This is a genomic window from Bacillus sp. FSL W7-1085 (assembly GCF_038595035.1).
Classification (GTDB): domain Bacteria; phylum Bacillota; class Bacilli; order Bacillales; family Bacillaceae; genus Bacillus; species Bacillus altitudinis.
The window spans coordinates 3,146,341-3,171,453 of sequence record NZ_CP152000.1 but is presented as its reverse complement, the minus strand read 5'-3'; the positions used below and the strand labels follow the sequence as shown (position 1 = coordinate 3,171,453).

At 43.6% G+C, this 25,113-nt stretch carries 25 protein-coding genes; 23 read left to right on the top strand and 2 right to left on the bottom strand.

The window, feature by feature from the left end:
- Window position 1 precedes the first annotated feature (1 nt).
- Together MKY11_RS16565 and MKY11_RS16560 are read left to right on the top strand one after the other, a co-directional pair.
- Window positions 2-898, top strand: a complete 897-nt coding sequence (locus MKY11_RS16565) for an iron-hydroxamate ABC transporter substrate-binding protein (protein ID WP_007500130.1) — start codon at window positions 2-4, stop codon at window positions 896-898.
- Window positions 899-1,043: 145 nt separating this feature from the next.
- Window positions 1,044-1,268: a phage holin gene (locus MKY11_RS16560; protein ID WP_008347764.1), complete on the top strand. Its 225-nt coding sequence runs from the start codon at window positions 1,044-1,046 to the stop codon at window positions 1,266-1,268.
- A gap of 259 nt (window positions 1,269-1,527) precedes the next feature.
- Here MKY11_RS16560 and MKY11_RS16555 read toward each other — a convergent pair whose 3' ends face one another.
- Window positions 1,528-1,998, bottom strand: a complete 471-nt coding sequence (locus MKY11_RS16555; RefSeq protein ID WP_007500131.1) for a helix-turn-helix domain-containing protein — start codon at window positions 1,996-1,998, stop codon at window positions 1,528-1,530.
- Window positions 1,999-2,255: 257 nt separating this feature from the next.
- On the opposite strand from MKY11_RS16555, the gene MKY11_RS16550 reads away from it, so the two are divergent.
- The 19 genes from MKY11_RS16550 to MKY11_RS16460 all read left to right on the top strand — a co-directional run bounded on the left by MKY11_RS16550 (window position 2,256) and on the right by MKY11_RS16460 (window position 22,571).
- Window positions 2,256-2,987, top strand: a complete 732-nt coding sequence (locus MKY11_RS16550; RefSeq protein WP_024719858.1) for a Wzz/FepE/Etk N-terminal domain-containing protein — start codon at window positions 2,256-2,258, stop codon at window positions 2,985-2,987.
- Window positions 2,977-3,660, top strand: coding sequence for a CpsD/CapB family tyrosine-protein kinase (locus MKY11_RS16545; RefSeq protein ID WP_008347761.1), 684 nt, complete (start codon window positions 2,977-2,979; stop codon window positions 3,658-3,660). The genes MKY11_RS16550 and MKY11_RS16545 overlap by 11 nt, the downstream gene beginning before the upstream one ends.
- A gap of 165 nt (window positions 3,661-3,825) precedes the next feature.
- Window positions 3,826-5,700 carry a nucleoside-diphosphate sugar epimerase/dehydratase gene (locus MKY11_RS16540; protein ID WP_342501618.1) on the top strand — a complete coding sequence of 625 codons (1,875 nt, stop codon included), beginning with the start codon at window positions 3,826-3,828 and terminating at the stop codon, window positions 5,698-5,700.
- Window positions 5,666-6,805 (top strand): glycosyltransferase family 4 protein, encoded by a 1,140-nt coding sequence (locus MKY11_RS16535; RefSeq protein WP_342501617.1) that lies wholly within the window; start codon window positions 5,666-5,668, stop codon window positions 6,803-6,805. The genes MKY11_RS16540 and MKY11_RS16535 overlap by 35 nt, the downstream gene beginning before the upstream one ends.
- Before the next feature lie 2 nt (window positions 6,806-6,807).
- Entirely contained in the window at window positions 6,808-7,647 is an 840-nt protein-coding gene (locus MKY11_RS16530) for a glycosyltransferase (RefSeq protein ID WP_178897340.1), read from the top strand.
- On the top strand, window positions 7,640-8,770 hold the full coding sequence (locus MKY11_RS16525) for a glycosyltransferase family 1 protein (protein ID WP_116306245.1): 1,131 nt from the start codon (window positions 7,640-7,642) through the stop codon (window positions 8,768-8,770). The genes MKY11_RS16530 and MKY11_RS16525 overlap by 8 nt, the downstream gene beginning before the upstream one ends.
- A 14-nt stretch (window positions 8,771-8,784) precedes the next feature.
- Window positions 8,785-9,888 (top strand): EpsG family protein, encoded by a 1,104-nt coding sequence (locus tag MKY11_RS16520; protein WP_024719852.1) that lies wholly within the window; start codon window positions 8,785-8,787, stop codon window positions 9,886-9,888.
- Between the two features lie 27 nt (window positions 9,889-9,915).
- Entirely contained in the window at window positions 9,916-10,944 is a 1,029-nt protein-coding gene (locus tag MKY11_RS16515; RefSeq protein ID WP_025208004.1) for a glycosyltransferase, read from the top strand.
- Window positions 10,944-11,972 carry a polysaccharide pyruvyl transferase family protein gene (locus MKY11_RS16510; protein WP_342501616.1) on the top strand — a complete coding sequence of 343 codons (1,029 nt, stop codon included), beginning with the start codon at window positions 10,944-10,946 and terminating at the stop codon, window positions 11,970-11,972. The genes MKY11_RS16515 and MKY11_RS16510 overlap by 1 nt, the downstream gene beginning before the upstream one ends.
- A gap of 28 nt (window positions 11,973-12,000) precedes the next feature.
- Window positions 12,001-13,530, top strand: coding sequence for an MATE family efflux transporter (locus MKY11_RS16505; protein ID WP_342501615.1), 1,530 nt, complete (start codon window positions 12,001-12,003; stop codon window positions 13,528-13,530).
- A 20-nt stretch (window positions 13,531-13,550) separates the two neighbouring features.
- Window positions 13,551-14,144, top strand: a complete 594-nt coding sequence (locus MKY11_RS16500) for a sugar transferase (protein WP_017359198.1) — start codon at window positions 13,551-13,553, stop codon at window positions 14,142-14,144.
- Window positions 14,107-14,796 carry an acetyltransferase gene (locus MKY11_RS16495; protein ID WP_096881875.1) on the top strand — a complete coding sequence of 230 codons (690 nt, stop codon included), beginning with the start codon at window positions 14,107-14,109 and terminating at the stop codon, window positions 14,794-14,796. Before MKY11_RS16500 ends, MKY11_RS16495 begins: the two co-directional genes overlap by 38 nt.
- Window positions 14,793-15,956, top strand: a complete 1,164-nt coding sequence (locus MKY11_RS16490; RefSeq protein ID WP_342501614.1) for a DegT/DnrJ/EryC1/StrS family aminotransferase — start codon at window positions 14,793-14,795, stop codon at window positions 15,954-15,956. Before MKY11_RS16495 ends, MKY11_RS16490 begins: the two co-directional genes overlap by 4 nt.
- A 164-nt stretch (window positions 15,957-16,120) precedes the next feature.
- Window positions 16,121-17,740, top strand: coding sequence for a nickel ABC transporter substrate-binding protein (nikA, locus tag MKY11_RS16485; protein ID WP_144666089.1), 1,620 nt, complete (start codon window positions 16,121-16,123; stop codon window positions 17,738-17,740).
- Window positions 17,741-17,758: 18 nt separating this feature from the next.
- The gene (nikB, locus tag MKY11_RS16480; RefSeq protein WP_045034029.1) at window positions 17,759-18,703 is read left to right on the top strand and encodes a nickel ABC transporter permease subunit NikB; all 945 of its coding nucleotides are present in this window, start codon (window positions 17,759-17,761) and stop codon (window positions 18,701-18,703) included.
- Window positions 18,700-19,533, top strand: coding sequence for a nickel ABC transporter permease subunit NikC (gene nikC, locus MKY11_RS16475; RefSeq protein ID WP_039169186.1), 834 nt, complete (start codon window positions 18,700-18,702; stop codon window positions 19,531-19,533). Before nikB ends, nikC begins: the two co-directional genes overlap by 4 nt.
- Before the next feature lie 4 nt (window positions 19,534-19,537).
- Window positions 19,538-20,353: a nickel import ATP-binding protein NikD gene (nikD, locus tag MKY11_RS16470; protein WP_178929878.1), complete on the top strand. Its 816-nt coding sequence runs from the start codon at window positions 19,538-19,540 to the stop codon at window positions 20,351-20,353.
- 13 nt (window positions 20,354-20,366) lie between these two features.
- Window positions 20,367-21,182 carry a dipeptide/oligopeptide/nickel ABC transporter ATP-binding protein gene (locus tag MKY11_RS16465; RefSeq protein ID WP_178897333.1) on the top strand — a complete coding sequence of 272 codons (816 nt, stop codon included), beginning with the start codon at window positions 20,367-20,369 and terminating at the stop codon, window positions 21,180-21,182.
- A 63-nt stretch (window positions 21,183-21,245) separates the two neighbouring features.
- On the top strand, window positions 21,246-22,571 hold the full coding sequence (locus MKY11_RS16460) for an MATE family efflux transporter (RefSeq protein WP_342501613.1): 1,326 nt from the start codon (window positions 21,246-21,248) through the stop codon (window positions 22,569-22,571).
- 24 nt (window positions 22,572-22,595) lie between these two features.
- Here MKY11_RS16460 and yvfG read toward each other — a convergent pair whose 3' ends face one another.
- Window positions 22,596-22,811, bottom strand: coding sequence for a protein YvfG (gene yvfG / locus MKY11_RS16455; protein ID WP_017359206.1), 216 nt, complete (start codon window positions 22,809-22,811; stop codon window positions 22,596-22,598).
- Window positions 22,812-22,881: 70 nt separating this feature from the next.
- On the opposite strand from yvfG, the gene rpoN reads away from it, so the two are divergent.
- Together rpoN and MKY11_RS16445 are read left to right on the top strand one after the other, a co-directional pair.
- On the top strand, window positions 22,882-24,180 hold the full coding sequence (gene rpoN / locus MKY11_RS16450) for an RNA polymerase factor sigma-54 (protein WP_024719845.1): 1,299 nt from the start codon (window positions 22,882-22,884) through the stop codon (window positions 24,178-24,180).
- Between the two features lie 173 nt (window positions 24,181-24,353).
- Entirely contained in the window at window positions 24,354-25,091 is a 738-nt protein-coding gene (locus MKY11_RS16445) for a FadR/GntR family transcriptional regulator (RefSeq protein WP_274660561.1), read from the top strand.
- The last annotated feature ends 22 nt before the right edge of the window (window positions 25,092-25,113 follow it).

Genomic DNA, 25,113 nt, shown 5'->3' with positions numbered 1-25,113 from the left:
CATGAAAAAAGTACTTGTGTTTGGTTTAACGCTCTGTTTCTTGATTCTGGCCGCTTGTGGTCAACAGGAAACAAAGAAGACAACAAATCAAGATGAAAACGGAACACCTAAGATTGCGTCCTTGTCGATTCATTTAACAAATGACTTATTAGCACTCGGGATAAAACCTGCTGGCTCTGTTGTAGGGGGAGACTTAAAAGATTTCCTTCCACATGCGAAAAAGCAGCTTAGCCAAACGAAAAAGCTGGGCATCGCAGCAGATCCTGATATGGAGTCATTGCTTGCTTTAAAACCAGATGTCATTTACGTCGATGAAGAACTGGCTGGACAAGACTTATCAAAATACAAGAAAATCGCCAAAACCGAAGTGTTTAATTTAAATGATGGCACATGGCGTGATCATTTGAAAAAAATCGGCAAGCTCGTCAATAAAGAAAAAGAAGCCGATCAATATATTAAGGACTACAATCAAGAAGCAAAAGAAGTCAAATCACTCATCCAGAAAAAGATTGGAAATGGAAAAGTGATGGCGATTCGTGTAACAGCAAAAGAGCTTCGAGTATTTAGTATGAAACGTCCGATGGGGCCAATTTTATACGATGATTTAGGACTGACACCTGTAGATGGTGTGAAAAAACTGGACAGCAAACGTCCATTTGAAGTCATTTCTCAAGAAGTGCTTCCTGACTTTGATGCAGATGCTATTTTTGTCGTCGTGAACCGTGATGATAAGGCGCAGCAGGCATTCAAACAGTTAGAGCAGACGCCGATTTGGAAAGGCCTAAAAGCCGTGAAGAAAAACCAAGTGTATCCGATTGCCGATCAGCCATGGTTAGATTATTCAGCTCTAGGCAACAAAATGGCAATGGATGAAGCAAAAAAGATGTTCTCTAAATAAACAGCACATAAATCAAGGCATCATTCCGCATCTAGGAATGATGTCTCTTTTTTTGATTCGTTCTTCTATTCATTCGCTTTTTGCATACATATGAGAGGGAACGAGCAGTATCGCCCGTATGAAAGGATAAGGGGAGGGGTTACAGTTGAAGGTTCAAAAAATTAGTGCAGGCACTATTGCGAGGCTTGTGCTGCTTTTATTGGCACTTGTGAACAGCGCTCTCACTGCTGCAGGAAAAAGCCCAATTCCAATTGATGAAGAAGGTGTGCAGCAATTCATTACGTTAGCCTTTCTTGGCATCACATCACTATGGGCCTATTGGAAGAACAATGATATTACGAAAAAAGCACGAACCAAAAAAGAAGAATAACAGAAAACAGAGCCTTTTCATGCAAAAAGGCTCTCAGCATGTAGACAAACCCTCGCATTCGGTGTCAGTCCTGCGCGCTGGTGCTCGTCCTTCCTAGACTGCAAAGGTTTTCTATCACGCTGAAAAGAAGACAAAGGGCTAAAATAAGTTCATTTTAGCCCTTTGTCCATAAACTGAAAAGAGCCTTTTCATATAAAAAGGCTCTATTTCATCGAAGCGACAAGCGCCTCTCCCCGCAAATTGGTTTGATCTCAGTGGCTTACGCCCGGTGTTCTCCCATATTGGTAAGAAACGCTTTCACTTCCTCGATGGTTAAGCCAATGGCCTTTGCTTCACTCATGAGACGCTTCCATTCTGACATATTTGAGTCGGTCAGCTTTCTATGATGGACATGTAACGTCTTTCCTTCCTGCTCCTTTCTGTAGGTTTGGAGCAGCTGATACAGTTCTTCTTTAGGCATGCCGGATTGGACGGCATGAACGATATGATCCCGCCACTCCTGTTCACCGCCCTCAGCGTAATGAAACATCATCGTTTCTGCATCAAACAGCTCTTGTAAATCAATGTCTAGTGATGAGGATACCTTTTTTAAAAACTGGACAGATGGATTACGATGGACACCACGCTCAATTTTACTCAAATACGATTTAGAGACATGGGCATCTTCAGCCAGCTGCTGGATTGAGTATCCTTTCCTCTTTCGGTAAATGCGTATCACCTTTCCTATCATTCGATATATGATCTCCCTTCTCCCCGGCGAATCGTTCTGCGACCTTTTCGTTCATTATAAGAAATAAATTGTTCTTTATAAAATTCAAAAACGTAAGAAACAGGAAGTAAACAAAAGAAAACGAACGATTTCGTTCTTTAAAAAGAACTATAAGACCTATTATGACATTTTTCTTTGCGGGTATTATCTTTTATAATCCAATCATTAACAAAAAGAAACCATATATAACCTTTTTATGATGAAATCGGGAGGTATCTATGAATGAGAATATAGGTTTTAAGCAGCTGTTTTCTGTCATAAAAGAGAAAATGGCCCTTCTGATCCTGATTGTCCTGATCGTAACGGGCATTTCAGCCTACTATCAGTTCTATGTCTCGACTCCTGTATATCAGGCAACCACTCAAATTCTTGTTCATAAACGAAGCAGTGATGCACAAGCGAATTTAAACGATATTCAGATGAACCTTCAATATACACGTACCTTTCAAGTCCTATTAAAAAGTCCAATCGTTATTGAAAAAGTAAAAGAAACACTCAATCTTACAGAATCGGCGGAAGGATTAAAACACAAAATTGCCACAAGTACAGAAAATGAGTCAGAGGTCATAAATATTTCTGTACAAGATGAGGACCGAGCGAAGGCAGTAGCCATTGCGAATACAGCCACAGAGGTGCTACAAGAAGAAATCAAAAAAACCATGAATATGGATCGCATTAATGTTTTGTCTGAAGCCAAGCTGTCCAACACGATACTGATGAACTCACGTAAATTCGTTCACATCGTTCTGGCACTAGGCGCCTCTGTATTAGGGGGAATGACACTCATTTTCTTAATGAATTTACTCGATGATACGGTGAAACGAACACATCAAATAAGAGAAGAGATCGGATTGCCATCGCTCGGCAGTGTCTATCAGATGCAGGCAGACAGGAGGGCAAAAAAAGACAAGCAGTCCGTCATAACGGGAGGACAGAACATTGATTTTTAAGAGGAAAAAACGAGAAAAAAGAGATTTATCCTGTATTTCTGTATTAAATCCTCACTCTGTCATTGCGGAACAATTCCGAACGATCCGAACGAACATCGAATTCACATCGATTCAAACGAGGTTGAAGTCGATATTGGTCACATCCTCCTTGCCGAAGGAAGGAAAATCATTTACGGCTGCAAACTTGGCAGCTGTTTTTGCACAGCAGAAAAAACGGGTTTTGCTCATGGATGCTGATTTACGTAAACCAGCCATTCATGAATATTTTGATCTGAGTCCGCACACCGGATTGACCAATGTGCTATTAAATAATTGCAGTTTGGAAGAAGCCATTTTGCCTACACCGATTGAGCATTTAGAGCTGCTTCCGAGTGGGACCATTCCGCCAAATCCCGCTGAGCTGCTTTCCTCCTCTGTGATGAAGCAGCTATTTTACGAGATTGAGCAGCAGTATGACATGGTGATTGTTGATTCCACACCGCTTCTGCCTGTAGCCGATGCCAAAATATTAGCGAACCGGACGGATGGAAGCATTCTTGTGGTTTTAAGCGGTAAAACGAAGATTGCCGCTGTGAAGAAATCAAAAGAAGTATTAGAGGGTACGACAGGGAAACTGCTTGGGGCGATGCTAAATGGCAAGAAAGTGAAAAAGGGAAGGCACTATATGTATTAAAGAGATTGATAGGTGATGTCTCCTAATCTTTAACAACGGAGGCACTCGATCCTGCTGTGGGCATGACATATGCCTTAGATGCTCGTCATCGGTAGTGGGATGTGAGGACGGGTTTGATGCCCATTTTACGTAAGAATAGTGATGTTTTAAAAAGGGGGAGGAGCGTTGACTTACGCCCAAAGATTATCAATCATCGTGGCATTAGATTCATATCTCATCTTAGTTGCCGTCTTTTTTGGCTTTCAATTTGTCCAAGAGGCGGCGTTAACCGTATATACATTTGAAATGCTCGTCATTTCTTCGCTCAGTCTGCTTATCGGGCACCATTTGTTTTCGTATGTTTTTCACGTGTACAAGCAAGTATGGGCCTATACAGGGGTTAGAGAGCTATTTTCTTTAATGAAGACCTTTGCGTGTTCATTTTTATTTTCCATGACGATACTGTACATTTTTGTGCAGACATGGCCATTTCGCTTTTTATTTATTGTCTGGCTTTTCCATGTGTTATTCATCGGTGCATCACGTATGGCATCCAGGCTGTTTCATGATGGTGCCAAGCGGTTTCAAGTTGAAAAGGAGCGGGCACTAATCATTGGCGCTGGATCAGCCGGGACCATTATCGTTCGTCAGCTTCAGCAGTCGAGTGATGTACATATTGAGCCGGTCGCTTTCATTGATGATGACAAAACAAAGCATAAGCTTGAAATTATGGGGCTGCCTGTTCTTGGGGGAAAAGAACATATTCAAACGGCTGTTGCGATGATGGATATTCAAAAAATCATTATCGCTATTCCATCCAAAAGCAGTCACACATTAAAAGGACTATATAAGGAATGTGTAGCGACTGGAATCAAAACACAGATTATGCCGGAAATGGAACAGATTTTAAAAGGAACCCATGCGCTGAATCAATTGCGGGATGTACAGCCAGAGGATTTGCTTGGAAGAGAGCCGATCCAATTAGATACAAGCCGTCTATCCGTTCACCTAAAAGGAAAAACGATTATGGTGACAGGAGCTGGCGGGTCTATCGGGTCAGAAATCTGTCGTCAAATTTGTGTATTTTCCCCTCGGGCGATTGTGCTTGTGGGACATGGAGAATTTAGCATTCATTCTATTTTACTAGAGCTGAAAGAATTGTATGGAGACAGCATTAGCCTATATCCACAAATTGCGGATATTCAAGATAAACAAAAAATGAGTGAAATCGTTGGTCATTTTCAGCCGGATATGATTTATCATGCCGCCGCGCATAAACATGTCCCGCTCATGGAAATCAGCCCGAAAGAAGCGGTGAAAAACAATATTATCGGGACAAAAAATGTGGCAGAAGCTGCACATGAGCACGGAGTTGAAACATTTGTCCTCATCTCATCTGACAAAGCGGTCAACCCTGCCAATGTGATGGGAGCGACAAAGCGGTTTGCTGAAATGGTGATTATGCAAATGGGGGCAAGCAGTGAAACGAAATTTGTCGCCGTCCGGTTTGGGAATGTACTCGGAAGCAGGGGGAGCGTCATTCCGATCTTTAAAAAACAAATTGAAAAAGGCGGGCCAGTGACCGTCACGCACCCAGCCATGACAAGGTATTTTATGACGATACCAGAAGCATCAAGGCTTGTCATTCAAGCAGGTGCACTAGCAGAAGGAAGACAGATTTTTGTTTTAGATATGGGGGAGCCAGTCAAAATTGTCGACCTCGCAGAAAACCTCATTCACCTCTCAGGCTACACCACAGATCAGATTCCAATCACATTTACGGGGATTCGTCCCGGAGAGAAAATGTACGAGGAGCTACTCAACCAGCATGAAAAAGCACAGGAGCAAATTTTCCCGAAAATCCATATTGGGCATGCCTTGGATGGAGATCCGTATGTGCTGAACCGCTTTATTCACGAATTTAATATGATGAGTGACGATCAATTAAGACAGGCCTTGTTTGCCGCCATTGAGTCGCATGATGTATTGCCTGAACCGATGCAACGAGAGGAGGAGCCACTTGCTAATGAAGAAAAAAGTCTTGTTTTGCGCAACGGTTGATTATCATTTTAAGGCGTTCCATCTCCCGTATTTCAGATGGTTTCAGGAACAAGGATGGGAAGTGCATACAGCGGCAAATGGCCAGCTGGAGCTACCGTATGTGGATCAAGCGCATTCCATTCCGATTCAGCGTTCCCCTTTTCATTTGCACAACCGGCTCGCTTATGTGGAGCTGAAAAAGCTGTTAGAAAAAGAGCATTATCAGTTCATCCATTGTCACACACCGATGGGGAGTGTCATTGGCAGGCTAGCGGCCAAAGGGACGCGCAAAAAAGGGACGAAAGTTCTTTACACAGCGCATGGGTTTCACTTTTGGAAGGGGGCACCGCTTCAAAATTGGCTGCTTTATTATCCAGTTGAGAGATGGCTCGTTCAATATACGGATGCACTCATCACCATTAATGGAGAAGACTATGAAAGAGCCGATCGTCTGTCAAAAGAGAAGGCGGCTGTGCATTATGTTCCAGGTATGGGTGTCGATATGAAGCGATTTGCACCAGTTGATGACAAAGAAAAAGACCGCCTTCGTAAAGCATATGGTTTTACCACGCAAGATTTTATCGTGCTGTGTGCTGGTGAATTAAATGACAATAAAAATCAAGGAATGCTCATCAAAGCTTGCGCGCAGGTGTATCGGAATATACCACATGTAAAAATTGTATTTGCTGGAGAAGGGACAAGTCGGTCGTCCTATGAAAAGCTGGTCTGTCAGCTGAATCTTGAGGAACATGTACAGTTTGCGGGATTTTGCAAACACATCGAAGATTGGATGCATATGAGCGATGTATGTGTATCAACCAGCTTGAGAGAAGGACTTGGGATGAATCTTCTTGAAGCGATGTCTGCTGAAAAGCCGGTGATTGCAACAGAAAATAGAGGACATTGTGAGCTTGTCAAACATGGAGTGAACGGCTTTTTAATCAAACCGAATGATGTGAATGATTTAGCCGTTTATTTACAACAGCTCTACCATAAAAAGGACCAGCTTCACCTAATGGGGAAAGCGGGACGTTCTATGGCTCACGCATTTGCACAGGAGCAGACGGTAAGTGCAATGGAGGAAATTTACACAACGTATATGGACCAAAAAGAGAAGGTGATGTGAGCATGCGTCAGCCGAAAGTATCGATTATCATGGGTGTTTACAATTGCCAAGAGACAGTAGAAGAAAGCATTGAATCGATTCTCCGTCAAACCTATGAAAACTGGGAGCTCATCATATGTGATGATGCATCAACAGATGGCACCTATGAAAAAGTGCTGAACTATACCATGCGTGATCCCGATAGAATTCGCCTCATTCAAAACGAACACAATCAAAGACTTGCCGCCAGTTTAAATCGTTGTCTCACTGAAGCGAATGGAGAACTGATTGCAAGACAGGATGGCGACGATATATCAGTGTCTACACGATTAGAAAAACAGGTTCATTTCCTTGAAGCACATCCAGAATATGATGTGGTTGGTACGGCGATGACGGTGTTTGATGAGTCAGGGGCGAAGGGCGTTCGAGCCCTTGTCTCAGAGCCTGATCGAAGGGTGCTAGCAAGAGGAACGCCTTTTTGTCATGGGACGATTATGATGAGAGCGTCTGCCTACAAGGCTTTAAATGGCTATCGTTCTGTAAAAACAACTAGACGGATGGAAGATATCGATCTTTGGATTCGTTTTTTTGCTGCGGGGAGAAAAGGCTTTAACCTGCAAGAGCCCTTATACCTTGTAAGGGAGGATGAAGCGGCCTTTCAGCGCCGGAAATTCCGATATTCAATGGACAATGCCTGGCTTGTGTTACAAGCATGCAAGCAATTAAAATTGTCGCCGTTTGATTATCTCTTTGCGCTTAAACCGGTCATCCGTGCCTGTATGTCACCAAAGATCATGAGGTTTTATCATCAGCGGAAACTTGGAGGATCTATGGTGAAAAGGAGGACGATTCGGGATGAGTGAGCCAAAGCGTGTACTTCATGTTGTGGGCGGAATGAACAGAGGCGGAGCAGAAACGATGATCATGAATATCTATCGTGCAATCGACCGGAATGTTCTTCAATTTGATTTCATTACCCACCGGGAGGATGTCTGTGATTACGATGAGGAAATTCGTCAGCTTGGCGGGCGGATTTTTTATGTCCCAAGTATTGGAGCGTCCTCTCCATGGACGTTTGTCAAAACGTTGACGAAGACGATCAAGCAAACGGGACCTTATCAGGCGGTGCATGCACATACAGATTTTCAAACGGGCTTTTCTGCCCTTGCTGCGAAACTGGCAGGTGTGAAGATACGCATTTGCCATTCACATAATACGGCTTGGAAACAGTCTCCTAGCCGGGTTGATCATTTGTTGCTCAAAGGATTTCGTCAGCTGATCTTTGCCTTTTCTACGCAGCTCGTTGCATGCGGTGAAGATGCCGGTGTCTTTTTATTTGGACAAAAAAGAATGCACGATGGACGAGTGAACATTTTACCAAATGGGATTGATTTGGACCTTTTTTTTCAGTTGGAGCCAGAAGCGAAGGTGAAGATGAAAAAAGACCTCCATCTTCACGAGAGAAAACTGATCATTGGACATATTGGCCGATTTCATGAGCAGAAAAACCATGTTTTTTTCATCGAATTAGCGCAGACACTGAAAAAACAAGGGGTCTCCTTTCAGCTAGTTCTCATCGGAGATGGGCCGCTCCGGCCAGTGGTTGAATCGTATGCAGTGAAAGCGGGATTAATGGAAGACATTGTGTTTACGGGCGTTGTCTCAGAGGTTCCGCAGTATATGAAAGCATTTGATGTGTTTGTGATGCCTTCTTTGTTTGAAGGTCTTCCTCTCGTATTAGTGGAAGCGCAGGCATCTGGACTCCCATGTGTGATTTCAGATCATATCACAAAGGAAGTCGATTTAGGTTGTGGGCTTGTGAAACGGAAATCCTTGCAAGATTCAGCACATGAGTGGATGAAAGCCATACTAGAAGCCTACCATGCAGACCCTCCTCTTCAGGAGACGATTATTTCTCAGCTTGGCCTAAGAGGATTTGATGTAAAACAGAACATCACCCGTGTGATGAATGTGTATGGATTGTAAGGAAGGATTGGCAGATGGCGGTTTATTTGGTGAACATGATCATGGTCTATTTATGGTCGAGCTTTGCTGCATTTTATGGCAGACGTGATGATACCATACAAAGCGGCTGGCGGCCGAACAAGCTTCTGGTGTTTTTTCCATTTTTATTTCTTTGTATTGTGGCGGGCATACGCTACAAAGTAGGAACTGATTTTGTAACCTATGGACAAATGTATGAGTTCTCCGTCAACTATGACAAGCCTTGGCATATTTTCGGATTCGGTGTAGACAAGGCCGCCACTGATCCGGGCTTTACATTGATCTTATGGATGCTCAATCAACTGTCACATGAGCCGCAAATCATGTATATCACAGTTGGGATCATCACCTATTTTTTTATTATCAAAACACTTGTGCGATATGGACGGCCATTTGAGCTTAGTATGCTACTATTTCTCGGCACATTTCATTATTACGCTTCGTTTAATGGCATGCGGCAGTATATGGTGGCAGCGATTCTTTTTTATGCCATCCAGTTTGTCATCAAAGGTCAGTGGAAATGGTATTTTCCGCTCGTGCTTGTATGCGCGCTATTTCATTCCTCGGCACTCATTATGATTCCAGTCTATTTCATTGTCAGAACAAAGGCATGGTCTTGGATGATGCTTGTGTTATGTATGATTTTTCTAGGCTTAACCGCTCTGTATGACCGCTTTGTCTCCGTGTTTGTGGTGATGCTGCAAGGGAGTTCTTATGGTCATTACGAGGAGTGGCTGACAACGAATACGAATGGAATGAATGTGACGAAAATTGGTGTCTTGATTTTACCGTTATTGCTTGCGTTCTTTTGTCGAAAACGACTTCGTGAGCTGACGCCAGAGAGTGATTATATTGTGAATTTTTGCTTGCTTGGATTTTTGTTTGGCATCCTTGCAACGAAGGATGTCATTTATGCAAGATTTCATATTTACTTTGGTCTGTATCAGCTCATTTTACTGCCTTATTTCACACGGATTTTTGATCAGCGAACCAATTTCTTTATGTATATCGGAATTGCGGTTTGCTATATTTTGTACAGCATCATGCTGATGCCGTTTGATTCTTCTGTTTTACCGTACCGAACGATTTTTACAAAGTAGATTTGAAGAAAGGTGGGGCTTGCTGTCATGCCAGCTATCAGTCTATTGGTCGCAGTCTATAACACTAGTCAATATGTGGAGCAGTGTCTTCAATCGATTGCAGACCAAAGCTTTTCAGATATAGAGGTCATCCTCATTAACGATGGATCTACCGATCACAGTGGAGACATCCTTGAAGCGTTTGCTGCGCGTGATGAGCGATTTCGGGTGATTCACCAAACCAATCAAGGGCTGGGAGCGGTGAGGAACAGGGGCATAGAAGAAGCAACAGGAACGTATCTTGCCTTTGTTGATTCAGACGATGTTCTCGCTCCTCAATACTGTGAGGCTTTATATCAAGAAGCCGAAAACACCGGTGCCGATCTTGTTGTCAGTGAATATTGGATTCAGTTTGAACAGTCAAAACGGATCATACCGACGACGCTGTTAGCTCAGCAGGAAGCCGATAAGACAAGTTTAATAGAATCGTTATTACATGGTGAGATCACGGGATTCTCATGGAATAAGCTGTATCGGCGGGCGTTTATCGAAAAGCATCATATTCGTTTTCCGTTGAGAGGTGAGCTTGAGAATATTGAAGATCAATATGTCACGCTGCGCTGTTTTTCTTTATCACGTGTCATTGCCTTTGTTCATGAGCCGCTTTATTATTACCGGGTTCATTTGTCATCCATTGTCCAGCGATATCAAAAGCAGTATTTTCAGCATGGACTGGCGTTTTATGACGCGCAGCGTTTGTTTTTAAAAGAGCATGATGAGCTGACACCATATGAGAAGGCTTTTTATTTTTTTATCGTGAATCATACGCTGCATTGTATGCTCAATGAATGGAAGAGTCAAAATTCCCTTTCCTTTCAAAAAAAGCTTGGTCATATGCGTGAAATGGTGACACATGAAGCTTTTCAGAAGGCTGTGAAACAAGTGGAACCATCGAAGCTGACTGTGCGAAAGCGAATGATCTTATTCCTTGCTAGGATGCAGTGGGTGTATCCGCTCTCTGCCGCAGCTTCAAGCTATCAAAAATGGATTGAATATCAAACGAGAAAATCGGGGTGATGAGTGTGACATTGCAGCAATTAAAAGCACATGCCGCAGAGTGGCTGCTCTTAAAGGTCAAGTATCCACTTCAATATAGGTTGAGCCGCCAAAGATTTCCAGAGCTGCGTCATCAGAAGAAAATCATTCTCACGCTGCTGCCGGCACATGACAACTTAGGTGATCATGCGATTGCCTATGCTAGCTTCTGTTTTTTACAAAAGCACTTTCCAGACTATCAAATCATAGAAGTAGACATGCAGGAGATGTATCGTCTAGCACGTCCGCTGAAGCACGCACGGCACCCAGAGGACATTGTCTTTATTATCGGCGGGGGCAACATGGGCGATTTATATCGATATGAAGAATGGACAAGACAATTTATCATGAACGCCTTTAAGTCCTATCCCGTTATTCAGCTGCCCGCTACTGCTCATTTTACAGAAACAAAGAGAGGGAAAAGAGAAGAACGCCGCGCTATTCAAGCATATCAGCAACACCCGAGGCTTCTCTTGATGGCAAGAGATCAAACCACCTATCAATGGATGAAGAAGCATTTTCCTAATAAAGAGGTGTGGAAACAGCCTGATATGGTCCTGACATTAGACGAAACATCAAAGAATCAAACCCGTAAAGGAGTGCTGCTTTGTCTGCGTGAGGATAAGGAGGCATATCTCACGAAAGAGAAACGAGAACAACTGCAGGAGCATATCAAAGAAACGTATGATCAAGTTGGTTTTATCACAACGACCATTGGTAAGCGAGTGAATCGAACGACTCGTTTAGAGGAATTATCCACGTTATGGACGCAGTTGAGTCAGGCACAAGTCGTCGTGACAGATCGACTGCATGGCATGATCTTTTGTGCGATCACACATACACCGTGTGTTGTCATCAGGTCGTTTGATCATAAAGTCATGGAAGGATATGAATGGGTAGCGCACTTGCCGTTTATGACCCTTTTGAAGGAACCAACGGAGGAAGCGGTGAAAAAGGCCATTCATCAGCATATGAAAACAAGCGGACAAAAGGGAGAGGAAGTTGGATGAAGGCCCTTAAACACTGCGTGAAATCACCATGAACCGTGCGTTTCTTTACAATGTCAGTGCAAATGTGATGACGTTTTTCTTGATGATGCTGATGTCTGTTTGTTTAACGCCTTACATTGTTCATACACTTGGAGTGGAAGCGTTTGGTCTGATTCATCTGACGCAAAATATGATCAATTATTTATCGGTCATTACGGCTTCATTAAGTGCTGTGGTGGTGCGTTTTTTTTCTGTTGCGGCTCATAAAGGAGAGATGGAACAAGCGCAGCGCTATCTCGCTTCCTATTTTGTCAGTTCTCTTTTTTTATCCATCTGTCTTTTTTTACTTTGTCTATTCATGTCTCAGCAGTTGGTTGACTGGCTCCATGTGCCTGCTCGTCTTGCAAAAGATACACAGATCGCCTTTGTGTTAGGGGGTCTTTTATTTATGCTCAATTTCGTCATGTCTGGTATTGGGGCGGCACCGTTTTATGCGAACAAATTATATGTGTCGAGTGTTGGACAGGCCATTCAGATGTTTGGCAGGGCGCTTGTGATTGTGCTGTTATTTACTGTGACGACACCAGCCATTTGGCATATTCCGCTTGCAGCCGTTATGGGGAGTTTCGCCGCTTTGGGAATGGGTCTCTATTATTTTAAGAAACTCATTCCTTGGTTTTCGTTTAAGTGGCGGTACGTTTCTTTATCTTCAAGTCTCACGCTGGTTCGATCAGGGGTGTGGCATTCATTTGAGCAAATGGGCATTTTGTTGTTTTTACAAATCGATTTATTGATGACCAACTTACTGATTGGGGCAGAAGCGACTGGACAGTATGCCGCCATTTTACAATTTCCATTATTATTGCGCACCCTTGCAGGGACACTTGCGGTTGTGTTTGCGCCAACGATCACAAAATTATATTCAAATCAAGACGAGCAGGGGCTCATTCAATACGCCGCCAATGCCATGAAATGGAGTGGTTTATTTGTGGCATTCCCCGCGGCTCTGTTAGGAGGTCTTGCCGGTCCGCTCATGCTGTTATGGCTTGGACCAGCCTTTGAGGAGCTAAAATGGCTGCTGATGATTCATGCGGCTTATTTGTGTTTCACGTTGATGTTTTTACCGCTGACCTATGTACCGACTGCCTTTAACCGATTTAAAGTGCCGGCGGTTGTGACACTCATATTAGGCGGTTCCAATGTCCTGTTAGCCTATGGACTGACTCACCTACTTCAGCTTGGGTTATATGGCATTGCATCAGCAGGGGCCGTTGTTTTATTGATGAAAAATATCGTCTTTCTCCCATTGTATACAGCCAAGATCACGAAACAGAAAAGTACCATCTTTTACAAACATACAGCCGTTCCGCTGTTTGGGGCTCTATTTATATGGGGGATCTGTGCCGGCATTCAGGCTGTGTATGATGTGACGAGATGGTGGGAGCTATTTTGTATTGGCGGAATATGTTTCGTTCTCTACTTAGGCTATTTGTATCAATTTGCAGGAACAAAACAAGAGCGGATACAGCTCATGCGTAAGGTGAAACAAGCTGCTATTGAACGCTCTGTCTCTCGCTAGTGTGGAAAGGAGAAGCAATGATGAAAAGAATAATAGATGTGGTCGTGGCTTTGACCCTGCTCATCGCAGGCAGCCCCCTTTTCCTTCTCATCTATGGACTCATTCGGTGGAAAATCGGAGCGCCTGTGGTGTTTCGACAAGAACGGCCTGGTCTGTACGGACAGCCGTTTATGCTTTATAAATTTCGGACGATGACCGAGGAACGCGATGAACATGGCGTACTGCTTCCAGACCATCTTCGATTAACAAAAACCGGCGCCTTTATTCGTAAGCTCAGTCTTGATGAATTGCCGCAGCTTGTCAATGTACTCAAAGGGGAAATCAGTCTCGTTGGACCAAGACCGCTTTTAATGGAGTATTTACAAATGTACACAGAGGAGCAAGCGAAGCGTCATCTTGTGAAGCCTGGTATCACTGGATGGGCCCAGGTGAATGGGAGGAATACTCTCTCTTGGGAGGAGAAATTCACCTATGACCTCTGGTATGTAGAGCACCAATCGTTTTGGCTCGATATGAAAATCTTATGGATGACCTTGCTGAAAGTCATCAAAACAGAAGGGGTGCAGCAGCCAAATCATGCAACAGCTGAAAAATTCAAAGGAACCGATACGTAAAGAGCAGCCCATTGGCTTAATAGGGGCTGGCGGACACAGCAAGGTCATTCAGGAGTTGATTTTTTTGCATCCTGATTACTCATTGTGTGCTGTATTAGACGATCGATTTGAGGAGGCTGACACTCAAACCGGTACTCTTTATGGTCCAATTTCTATGAGTCAAAAGGTAAGAGAGGAAAAACCTGATATGCAATGGCTGATTGCCATTGGGCAAAACGAAATCAGACAGAGGATCAAAGAACGTCTCGCATTTGAAGAGAGGGCATTTGCCACACTGATTCATCCAGAGGCAGTTGTGAGCTCGTCAACGAAGATTGGCCGAGGAACGGTTGTGATGGCAAGGGCTGTTGTGCAAGCAGATGCAGTGATTGGTGAGCATGCCATTATCAACACCGGTTCTATCGTGGAGCATGACTGCTTTCTCGAATCCTTTACGCACCTATCCCCGGGAGCCGTGCTCACCGGCTGTGTCTCTGTGCGAGAGGGTGCTCATATTGGAGCTGGGGCTGCTGTCATACCTGGCAGAACCATTGGAAGCTGGGCAGTGATCGGCGCAGGAGCGGCAGTGACCCGAGATATACATGATCAGAAAGTCGCCGTAGGCGTTCCTGCAATTGAGATCAAAGATCGAAGAGAAGGTGGGAAATCATGAGAGACAGGAAACGAATCTACTTATCTCCTCCTCATATGAGTGGAAAAGAACAGATGAAAATAGAGGAGGCATTTAAGAGCAATTGGATTGCACCATTAGGACCGCTTGTAAATGAATTTGAGCAAGTGGTCGCGGATTATGCAGGCGTGAAGAGTGGAGCGGCATTGTCTTCAGGTACAGCAGCCATTCACCTTGCCTTAAAACTCATTGGCGTTCAAAAGGGAGATATGGTCTTTTGTTCCACTCTCACATTTGTTGCCAGTGCAAATCCTATTTTATATGAACAAGCGACGCCTGTTTTTATTGATTCAGAAAAAGAGACATGGAATATGTGTCCGCTGGCGTTAGAGAAAGCCTTCGCTGAAACAAAACGACTTGGGAAAAGACCCCGTGCGGTTATTGTCGTTCATTTATACGGACAAAGTGCGAAAATGGATGAAATCATAGCGGTGTGTGAGGCATATGATGTGCCAATCATTGAAGATGCGGCTGAATCGTTAGGCAGTATATATAAAGGAAGAAAAAGCGGTTCAATGGGCAAGTTCGGTGTGTACTCTTTTAACGGAAATAAAATCATTACAACATCAGGAGGCGGAATGCTTGTCAGTAATGATGAAGCAGCCATCGACCGCTGCCGATTTCTCGCGTCACAGGCAAGAGAACATGCCCTACACTATGAACATCAAGAGGAGGGATATAACTATCGGATGAGCAACCTACTCGCAGGTGTAGGAATTGCACAAATGGAAGTGTTAGAGGAGCGTGTTCAGCAAAAACGCCGCATTTTCGAGCGTTATCAAGATGCTTTAGCCGATATTGAGGGCCTTCAATTTATGCCAGAATATCAAGAAACCACATCAAACCGCTGGCTGACCACATTCACCATTGATCATCATGTACAGATGTCTCCAGTAGAGATGATAGATGCTTTAGAACAAAAGCAGATCGAAGCAAGGCGTGTATGGAAGCCACTGCATCAGCAGCCGCTCTTTCATGGTTGTCCTTTTTATACAACAGCCGATGAAGTCCCTGCATCTGAGTTGTTATTTGAGACAGGTCTTTGCCTGCCATCTGGTACAAGCATGACAGACGCAGAACAGGAGCTTGTCATTGATACACTGTACAACGCCCTGCAAAAGAAAGCATTACCCTCCTCATAGGCTGCTCGTTCATCAGCAGCCTGCCTCTCTTTTTAACAAATCCCTTAATTTGTGGAATAATAAGGAATGTATATTGTCATTTCGTATCAAATATGATATTGACAACAGAGTCCTTCCTCCTTAAAATGAAAATGATTATCAGCATCAATTAGGGGGAGCAACTTATGTTTATTTGGAATAAATTTCTGAAAATTAAAATAAATACAATATTACCTATCCTACTGATCTTCTTACTAGTAGGCTGTTCTCAAGCAAATAATGGAGCAGGTGGAGACAAGGATCATCCCGATATGATCACCATGGCATGGCCAAGAGATATTGGCGAAATGAATCCGCACATATACAATCCATCACAATTGTTTGCCCAATCCATGATTTACGAACCATTGGTGAGCTATCAAAAAAATGGAAAGCTTAAACCTGAATTAGCAAAATCATGGGATGTTTCCAAGGATGGCAAGGTGTATACGTTCCATCTTAGAGACAATGTCACGTTCTCAGATGGATCTAAATTTAATGCGAATATTGTGAAAAAGAATTTTGATACGATTTTAAAAAACAAAGAAGTACATAGCTGGTTAGGTGTCATAAAGAAAATCAAAAAGACAGAAGCAGTGGACAAGCAAACGTTTAAACTCACATTAACTGAGCCTTATTATCCAACTGTTCAAGAGTTAGCTGTTGTGCGCCCCGTTCGTTTCCTAGGCGAAGCAGGTTTTCCGAAAAACGGAGATACATCAAAAGGAATCGAAAAACCAGTGGGGACAGGTCCTTGGGTATTAAAGACGTACAAAAAAGATGATTACGCGATTTTTGAACGAAATGACCACTACTGGGGAGAGAAACCAAAAGTCAAAGAAATCAAAGTGAAGGTCATTCCAGATGCCGAAACAAGAGTGATGGCATTTGAAAAAGGCGATGTAGATTTACTTTATGGAGAAGGAACGATTAGCCTCGATGCTTTTAAACAATTAGAGGCGAGCGGCAAGTATGAAACGAAGATGTCAGAGCCCATAGCCACTAGACAGCTTGTCATGAACACAAAAGTCGATCAGCTGTCAGATGAGAAAGTGCGTCACGCGCTTCAGTATGCGATCAATAAAACATCATTGGTGGAAGGTGTGACATCTGGCTTAGAGGATGTAGCGGATCACATCTTGCCGACAAACATGCCATATACGTCAGGCATCCGGGTGAAATCTTTCCAATATGATGTGGACAAAGCGAAGGCTTTACTGGATGAAGCAGGCTGGACGCTTCCAAAAGGAAAAACCATACGCGAAAAAGACGGAAAAACGCTTGAGTTTAGTATGATGTATGACTCAGCAGAATCGATTCAAAAAACAATGGCTGAAACACTGCAGGCAGAATGGGCAGCCATTGGGGTCGGCGTCAAACTTGAAGGTGTCGAGCTGGCGACGCAGGTTCAGCGGTTTAAAGCGAATAAATTTGATATGAACTTCTTTAGCAATTATGGAGCGCCGTATGATCCGCATACATTTATGAACGTTGTCTCATCAGATGGTTTTGGATTCAAAGAGGCGATCTCAGCGTATCCGAATAAAGATAAGCTGATCAAAGAAATGACAGAGATTCCATCAACAACTAATGAAAACAAACGCAAAGCACTTTATTCGTCCGTCTTATCTTCCTTGCAAGATCAAGGGGCGATTGTGCCAATCTCTTATTTTAAAAAGACAGCTGTTTATCAAAAAGATGTGAAGGACTTTGATTTCCCTGCGAATCGAGATGAACATCCTTTCACAGGCATCAAGCTGAAGTAACAGAAGGAAGGTAAGCAAATGAGCCGCTATATCATCAAACGAATGTTATCCATCATTCCTGTATTTCTACTAGCCACACTGTTCACAACTGGCATGATTCATCTGTCACCAGTTGATCCAGCGGAGGCATATTTAGCAGCGGCTCATATTCAGCCTACTGATGAGGTATTAGCCCAAAAACGAAGTGAATTTGGTTTAGATGAACCTTTTTACATGCAGTACCTTCATACGATTGGAAAAGTCGTCCGTCTTGATTTTGGGCGGTCGTATATGACCAATCAGCCTGTGCTTGATGAGGTGATCTATCGAATACCTGCGACGATTCAATTGGCGTTCACTAGTCTGCTGATCGCAATTTGTGTCAGTATTCCACTGGGCTTTTTCAGCGGGTTGAGAAAAAATGGCGTTGTAGATCATGTGAGCCGGATGATTTCCTTCCTAGGAGCATCTATCCCGACCTTTGTTTTGGGATATTTGCTCATCTTCTTTTTTTCAGTGAAACTCGATCTTTTACCTGTTGAAGGTGTTGGTACATGGGAACATCTTGTACTGCCATCCATTACACTGGCTGTGCCGTTAATTGCGATGTATACGAGATTATTGCGAGCGAGTGTGAGTGAGACGCTTCACGAGCCTTTTGTTCAATATGCGAGAATGAGAGGGCTAAAGGAACAATCGATTATGTTCAAACATGTCTTCAGAATGGCGATATCACCAATGCTGACAGGACTTGGCGTGAATCTTGGCAAGCTGCTCACAGGGACTATTATTGTAGAGGCTGTTTTTTCATGGCCTGGATTTGGACGATTTTTTATAGAAGCGATCTTTAACCGTGATCTGCCGGTCATTCAATTTTATGTGTTGATGGCGGCGTGTATCTTTATCTTAAGTAGCTTGATGGTTGATCTCCTTCAGCTGCTCATTGACCCCCGTATTTCTAGAAAGGAAGGCCGCCAGCCATGATGACAAAAGTAAAACACCTCTTCTATCATCAAAAGATGATCTCGATCTGTGTGGTGCTGCTCGGTCTCCTGCTCATTGTGACGGTATGTGCACCATGGATCGCTCCGCATGACCCGGCGACTGTTAATCTTGCAATGAAACTAAAGGGATCTTCATGGGAGTATCCTCTAGGCACCGACCAATTGGGAAGATGCAATTTATCTCGTATTCTATATGGTGCTCGTATTTCACTAGGCTGTGCGTTGTTAATCTTTGTTTCCTCTCTATCTATCGGTTTAATCGTAGGGCTGATATCTGGATATAAAGGCGGCTGGATCGATCACGTCTTGATGAGATTGTGCGACGGGGTCATGGCATTTCCGAATTTGGTACTGATCCTTGGATTAGTCGGTATTTTTGGACCGGGGCTTTCTCAAGTGGTGCTGGCTTTGATGCTTGTGCAGTGGGTGTATTATGCTCGCGTCTTTCGAGGGATGGTGCTTAGTTTAAAAGAACAAAACTTTATTGCAGCTGCGAAGATTAGCGGTACTTCCCATTGGAATATCATGAGAAAGCATATGATTCCGAATGTACTGCCGCCACTCGCAGTTGTGGGCACACTTGAAATGGGCTGGGCGATTATGGACATTTCCGCCATGTCTTTTCTAGGCTTAGGGGTTCAGCCACCTACGCCTGAATGGGGAGCGATGATCCATGAAGGAAAATCTTATATTCAAACAAATCCTCAGCTGATGCTTTATCCGGGCCTTGTGATTATGGCTGTGGTCATTCTATTCAACTTACTGGGAGAAGCCCTTTCAGAGAAATATGGCATCAAACGTCGTGTGTAAAGGAATGAGTCAGTTGGAAGAGTCTATTTTAAACATAGAGAACCTGCATGTGCATACGAAAACACCGCAAGGAACCATTTCTCTCGTTCAGGAAGTAGCATTTGAGGTAAAGCGCGGTCAAATTGTTGGATTAATTGGTGAGAGCGGATGCGGAAAAACGGTGACAAGTATGTCGATCTTAAACATGCTTGATCGAAAAACAACGGAAGTGACTGGCAGTATCACTCTACAAGGTCGAGAATTGATCGGTTTGAGTGAACAGCATATGCGGTCTATTCGTGGCAAAGATCTCTCATATATTATGCAAAATCCAATGAATAGCTTTACGCCTGTATGGACGATTGGACATCAATTGATTGAAACAATCCGCCGGCATACAGCTGTCAGTAAAAGGCAGGCACGGGTCCAGGCAATGAAAGCCTTAGAGAAAATGAACCTGCCGCATCCAGATCAATTACTGAGTAAGTACCCTTTTGAATTAAGCGGGGGGATGCTCCAGCGTGTCATGATTGCGATGGCTGCCTGTATGCATCCGCCTCTGATCATCGCAGATGAACCGACAACCGCATTAGATGTACACAATCAAAAGCTGGTGCTTGAGCACTTGAATCAAATTCGTCATGAATACGGAACGGCGATTTTGCTCATTACCCACGATCTTAGTGTGATTGCAGAAATGGCAGACGAGGTCGTGGTGATGAAACAAGGAAAAATCGTTGAAAAGGCTGAAGTTCTTGAGCTTTTTGAACACCCCAAGCATGATTATACAAAGAAACTTTTAGCAGCTCGTCCATCCATGCCAGCTGTTTGCACGATTTGAGGTGAGAAGACCGTTGCATTTAATAGAAGTGAAAGCAGTTAGTCATTCATATGGCAACCGATCGTTTCTGATGAGGACAAAAGGGAGAGCCCCTGTCCTGAAAAACGTTCATTTGACCATTGAAGAAGGCACTTGTCTAGGGTTATTAGGTCAAAGTGGTGCAGGGAAAAGTACACTCGGCCGCATCATCCTTGGACTAGAGAAGCCGAGGGCCGGACAAGTTCTGTTTGAAGGTCAGGATATCATTCGTGCAGATCAGCGGACACATCAGCATTTCCGCCGACATGTACAAGCGGTATTTCAAGATTCATATTCAGCGGTGAATCCAAGGTGGACAGTGGAACAAATTCTATCTGAGCCGCTTGAAAACTATGAACCAATGACCCGTAAAAAACGTCAGCATATACTCATTCACTGGTTAGAAAGAGTAGGGCTCAGTGAGCAGGATTTGTCCAAGTACCCATACCAATTTAGCGGCGGCCAGCTACAGCGGATCAACATCGCCAGAGCACTGGTGCTTCAGCCAAAGCTCATTGTGCTGGATGAATCAGTCAGTAGCTTAGATATGGTTACGCAGGCAGTCATTTTAGATTTGTTAGTCGAATTAAAGAAAGAGCTGAAGCTTGCATACTTATTTATCACACATGATTTGACAGCGGCCTATCATTTAAGTGATCAATTAGCGATTCTTGATCAGGGTGAACTTGTGGCTCAGTTTCAATCGAAGGATGATTTCTTTCTATCAGAGCACGAAGCTGTGCTGAAAATGAAGGAGGCAACGCTCGCCAGCCACCCTTTGTCTCGAACGATTGGCAGGCCGGTTCGTTAACTTTTTCATTCCCTCAATGCCTCTTTTAAGAGAGGCTATTTTTCATGAAAGGCAGGTGGCATCGTGAACCATCGAGCATATTTAGCTTTGGCGATCCCTTTAACCATTTCAACGATGACCACGCCATTACTTGGAGCTGTCGATACAGCAGTTGTTGGCCAGCTTGCCAACCCCGCTTATATAGGAGGCGTCGCAGTCGGCAGTCTCATTTTTAGTACATTGTACTGGCTGTTTGGCTTTTTACGGGTAAGTACATCTGCTTTTGCCGCCCAAGCAAACGGAGCGCAGAACGAGGAGCAGGGTGTTCTTGCTTTTCTAAGGCCTTTTTTGCTGGCTATTATCGTCGGGCTTTGTTTTATTGCTCTTCAATGGCCCATTATTCAATCCGCATTATGGATCATCTCTCCTGCTGCTGATGTGCGCGAATATGCAGCGGCCTATTTTCATATTCGGATCTGGGGAGCGCCATTTACCTTGATGAATTACGTCATACTCGGCTGGCTGATGGGGATGGCAAAAATGAAAGAAGCCCTTTCTTTACAAATTTTGATCAATGTCATGAATATGATCTTGGCATTGATCTTAGTTCATGCGTTTTCTTTTGCCGTCAAAGGTGTGGCAGCGGCGACTTTGATTTCTGAACTCACTGCTTTTGTGTTAGGGGCCTGGATCATCTTGAAGCATACGTCAAACGGTTTTCGGATGCCGTCTATCCAGCAGGTGATTGACACACGTGCAGTAAAGAAAATGTTTCATGTGAATAAAGACTTATTTATCCGAACGATCTGTCTGCTTGTTGTGATCAACATGTTTACAGCAAAGGGAGCTTCTTTCGGAACGGAGCAATTGGCGGCGAATGCCATTTTATTTCAAATTCACTACATCATGGCCTATTTGTTCGATGGATTTGCCAATGCGTCCAGCATCCTTGTCGGTAGATCAGTAGGTGCGAACGACCGAGCGCTTTATGATAAAACTTTAACCCTTTCGAGACAATGGGCAGTTGTGATGGCATGTGTCATTGCGGCAGGTTACTTTTTCTTTAAAGTACCGATTTTGAGCCTGTTTACAAATTTGCCTCAGCTTCTTGATGTGACACTGCAATATGCCGATTGGCTCGTTCTTTATCCGTTTGCTGCTTGCTTTGGCTTGGTGATATATGGTGTATTCACAGGTGCGACAGAAATTGCTCCTGTTAGGAATTCAATGCTGTTTGCGATGATTTTGTTTGTGGCTGTTCAGGCGGCAGTCATTCCGATATGGCACAATCACGGACTATGGTTTGCCTTTATCATTTATACTGTAGGGCGGTCCGGTTTTTTGATGATGTACAAATCGAAGCTGGATCAAAAGCTTTTCCTGCATGAAAAACACCCTTTGCAATCATGAGAAAGGGTGTTGTTTTTCGTCCATTTATTCGCTTTCTTTTTTCACCTTTTGGTACGCTTCATCGAGATGCTGAATTCGCTTCAAGACAACAGCATTTTTCGTCAATTGGTCCTGCACAAGTGTAGAAACCACCGACCGATAATAAGCGTTCATGGCATGAATCTTGTCTTCATGTTGATTCATGGCAATGTGCTGTTTTAAATTGTCGATAAAGTATGGAACGGAAAAAAGTTCAGACATGGGAATCACTCCTATTTCGTATATACGGTCCGTCAATCTTCATGTAAAATGATGAGAGGGAGGGGAGACAATGAGCCTTAAACTGCAACAAGAACTAGTATTAAAGCAGGTACTCACGCAAGAACTCAGGCAGGCGATTACGCTGCTGCAATTGAATTGTGCAGAGCTGGGTGAGTATCTTGATCAGTTAGCGCTTGAGAACCCTCTGATTGAGCGGAAAGACACGGACAGCTATCAACCAGTTTATCATAAAAGAACGCAAGATCGAATGACAGAGCCGTATCGTACGCATCAAAAAGAAAGCCTGCAAATGTATTTAAAGAGACAGGCCATTGATTTGAATTTAAGTGAAAAGAATCAAAGGATTTTTCAATTCATGATTGAGTCCATTGATTCCAATGGCTATTTAAATGAACCGGTTGACCAAATGGCCGCTGTGTTACAGGCTTCGGCAGAAGAAGTAGAGGCCGTTCTTCATCAGCTTCAATCATTAGAGCCTGCCGGTATTGGCGCTAGATCATTGCAAGAATGCATCCTGCTCCAGCTTAGACGAAAAAAGGATCGCTGGTATGAAGCAGAGCTGATCATCGAAGGGCATTTCTTTCTTTTCGCAAGGAAGGCTTGGAAGGAAATCGCAGCTAAAACAGGTATGCCGTTGAAAACCCTGCAAGCCATACAAGATGAGGTGTCGCTTCTCGAACCAAGACCAGGCCTTCATTTCTCTTATGAAGACCAGGATGTGTATATAGAACCAGATGTGTTGATTACAGCTGCGGGAGGTCACATCACATTCGAGCTGAACCAGCGTGCTTTTCCGGACATTGAAATGAATGAAGGGTATTTCGCCATGATTCAAGATCAAAAGCGGCATGAAGCATATGCATATTTAAAGGAAAAGCATCAGCAGTACAATTGGCTTGTTCAAGCGCTGAAGCAGAGAAAACAAACGATGACAAATGTCGTTCGTGAGATTATCTTACAACAGACTGATTTTTTCCTGACCGGGAAGCATAAAATGAAACCGCTTACGATGAAGCGGGTTGCAGATATATTACAAGTGCATGAGTCGACAGTGAGTCGAACAGTCAAAGGGAAAATGGTGCAGACCCCTTATGGGTTAATGGAAATGAAACAGTTTTTCCAAGCGAAACTAGAAGGGCATTCGCTTGAAGAAGCATCCAGCTACACAGTGAAGACCCACATTGCAGAGCTGATTCAATCAGAAAATAAGAAAAAACCGTATTCGGATCAGCAAATCATGACGCAGCTTCAGCAAACCTTTGGTATCCGTGTCTCTCGCAGAACCATTGCCAAATATCGTGAACAAATGAACCTTCCGTCTTCCACGCTGCGGAAGCGATATGATTAAAAAGAAGCACATGCCAGAAACAATGGCACGTGCTTCTTTTTTGATGATTGGAAGAGCGGTGGCAGATTTCTTGAGAATTGAGAAAAGGGAAGACGTGTGATCGGAATTTTGGGGTAAAGTATAAGATAGGGCATGAGCCGATAGGATAGACAACAGTGATGAGGTGAGACCAATTGAAATATAAACAAATCAAAACGAAAAAAATATATGAAGAAATTGCGGATGCATTAATCGAATCCATTCGGACGGGAGATCTACTTCCGGGGGAAAAATTAGACTCGGTTCAAGCACTTTCTGAAAACTTTCAAGTCAGCCGTTCCGCTGTGAGAGAGGCGCTGTCCGCTTTGAAAGCGATCGGATTAATAGAGATGAAGCAAGGAGAAGGCACATATGTGAAGCAGTTCGATCCTGAGCAGCTCACATTTTGTTTATCTCCTGCTTTTTTGATGAAGCAGCAGGATATCGTGCAGCTTCTTGAAGTGAGATCAATCATTGAATCAGGTGCTGTCAAAAAGGCAGCATTGCTGCGGACAGACGAGGACCTCCATCGACTGCATGAGGCACTAGAACAAATGAAGCGTGCAGAAGCGCATAAAGAAATTGGTGAAGAGGCAGACCTTACATTTCATCTTGCCATCGCTAAAGCCTCAAAGAATCATTTACTGGCGGCGTTAATGAATCAGGTCTCATCCTTATTAATTGAAACGATGCGGGAAACGAGAAAAATCGTGTTATTTTCAAGAAAAGCGTCCATACGTCAGCTTTACAAAGACCATGAACGTATTTATCAAGCTGTCATGGACAAGCAGCCAGAAGAAGCGGAGAGGGCGATGCTTACACATTTGGAAAAAGTAGAACAACTTCTTGGTGATGTGCTGCAAGAACAGGAAGGAAAGCCAGATATTCAATAAGCTGTGCCGAAAAACGGCACAG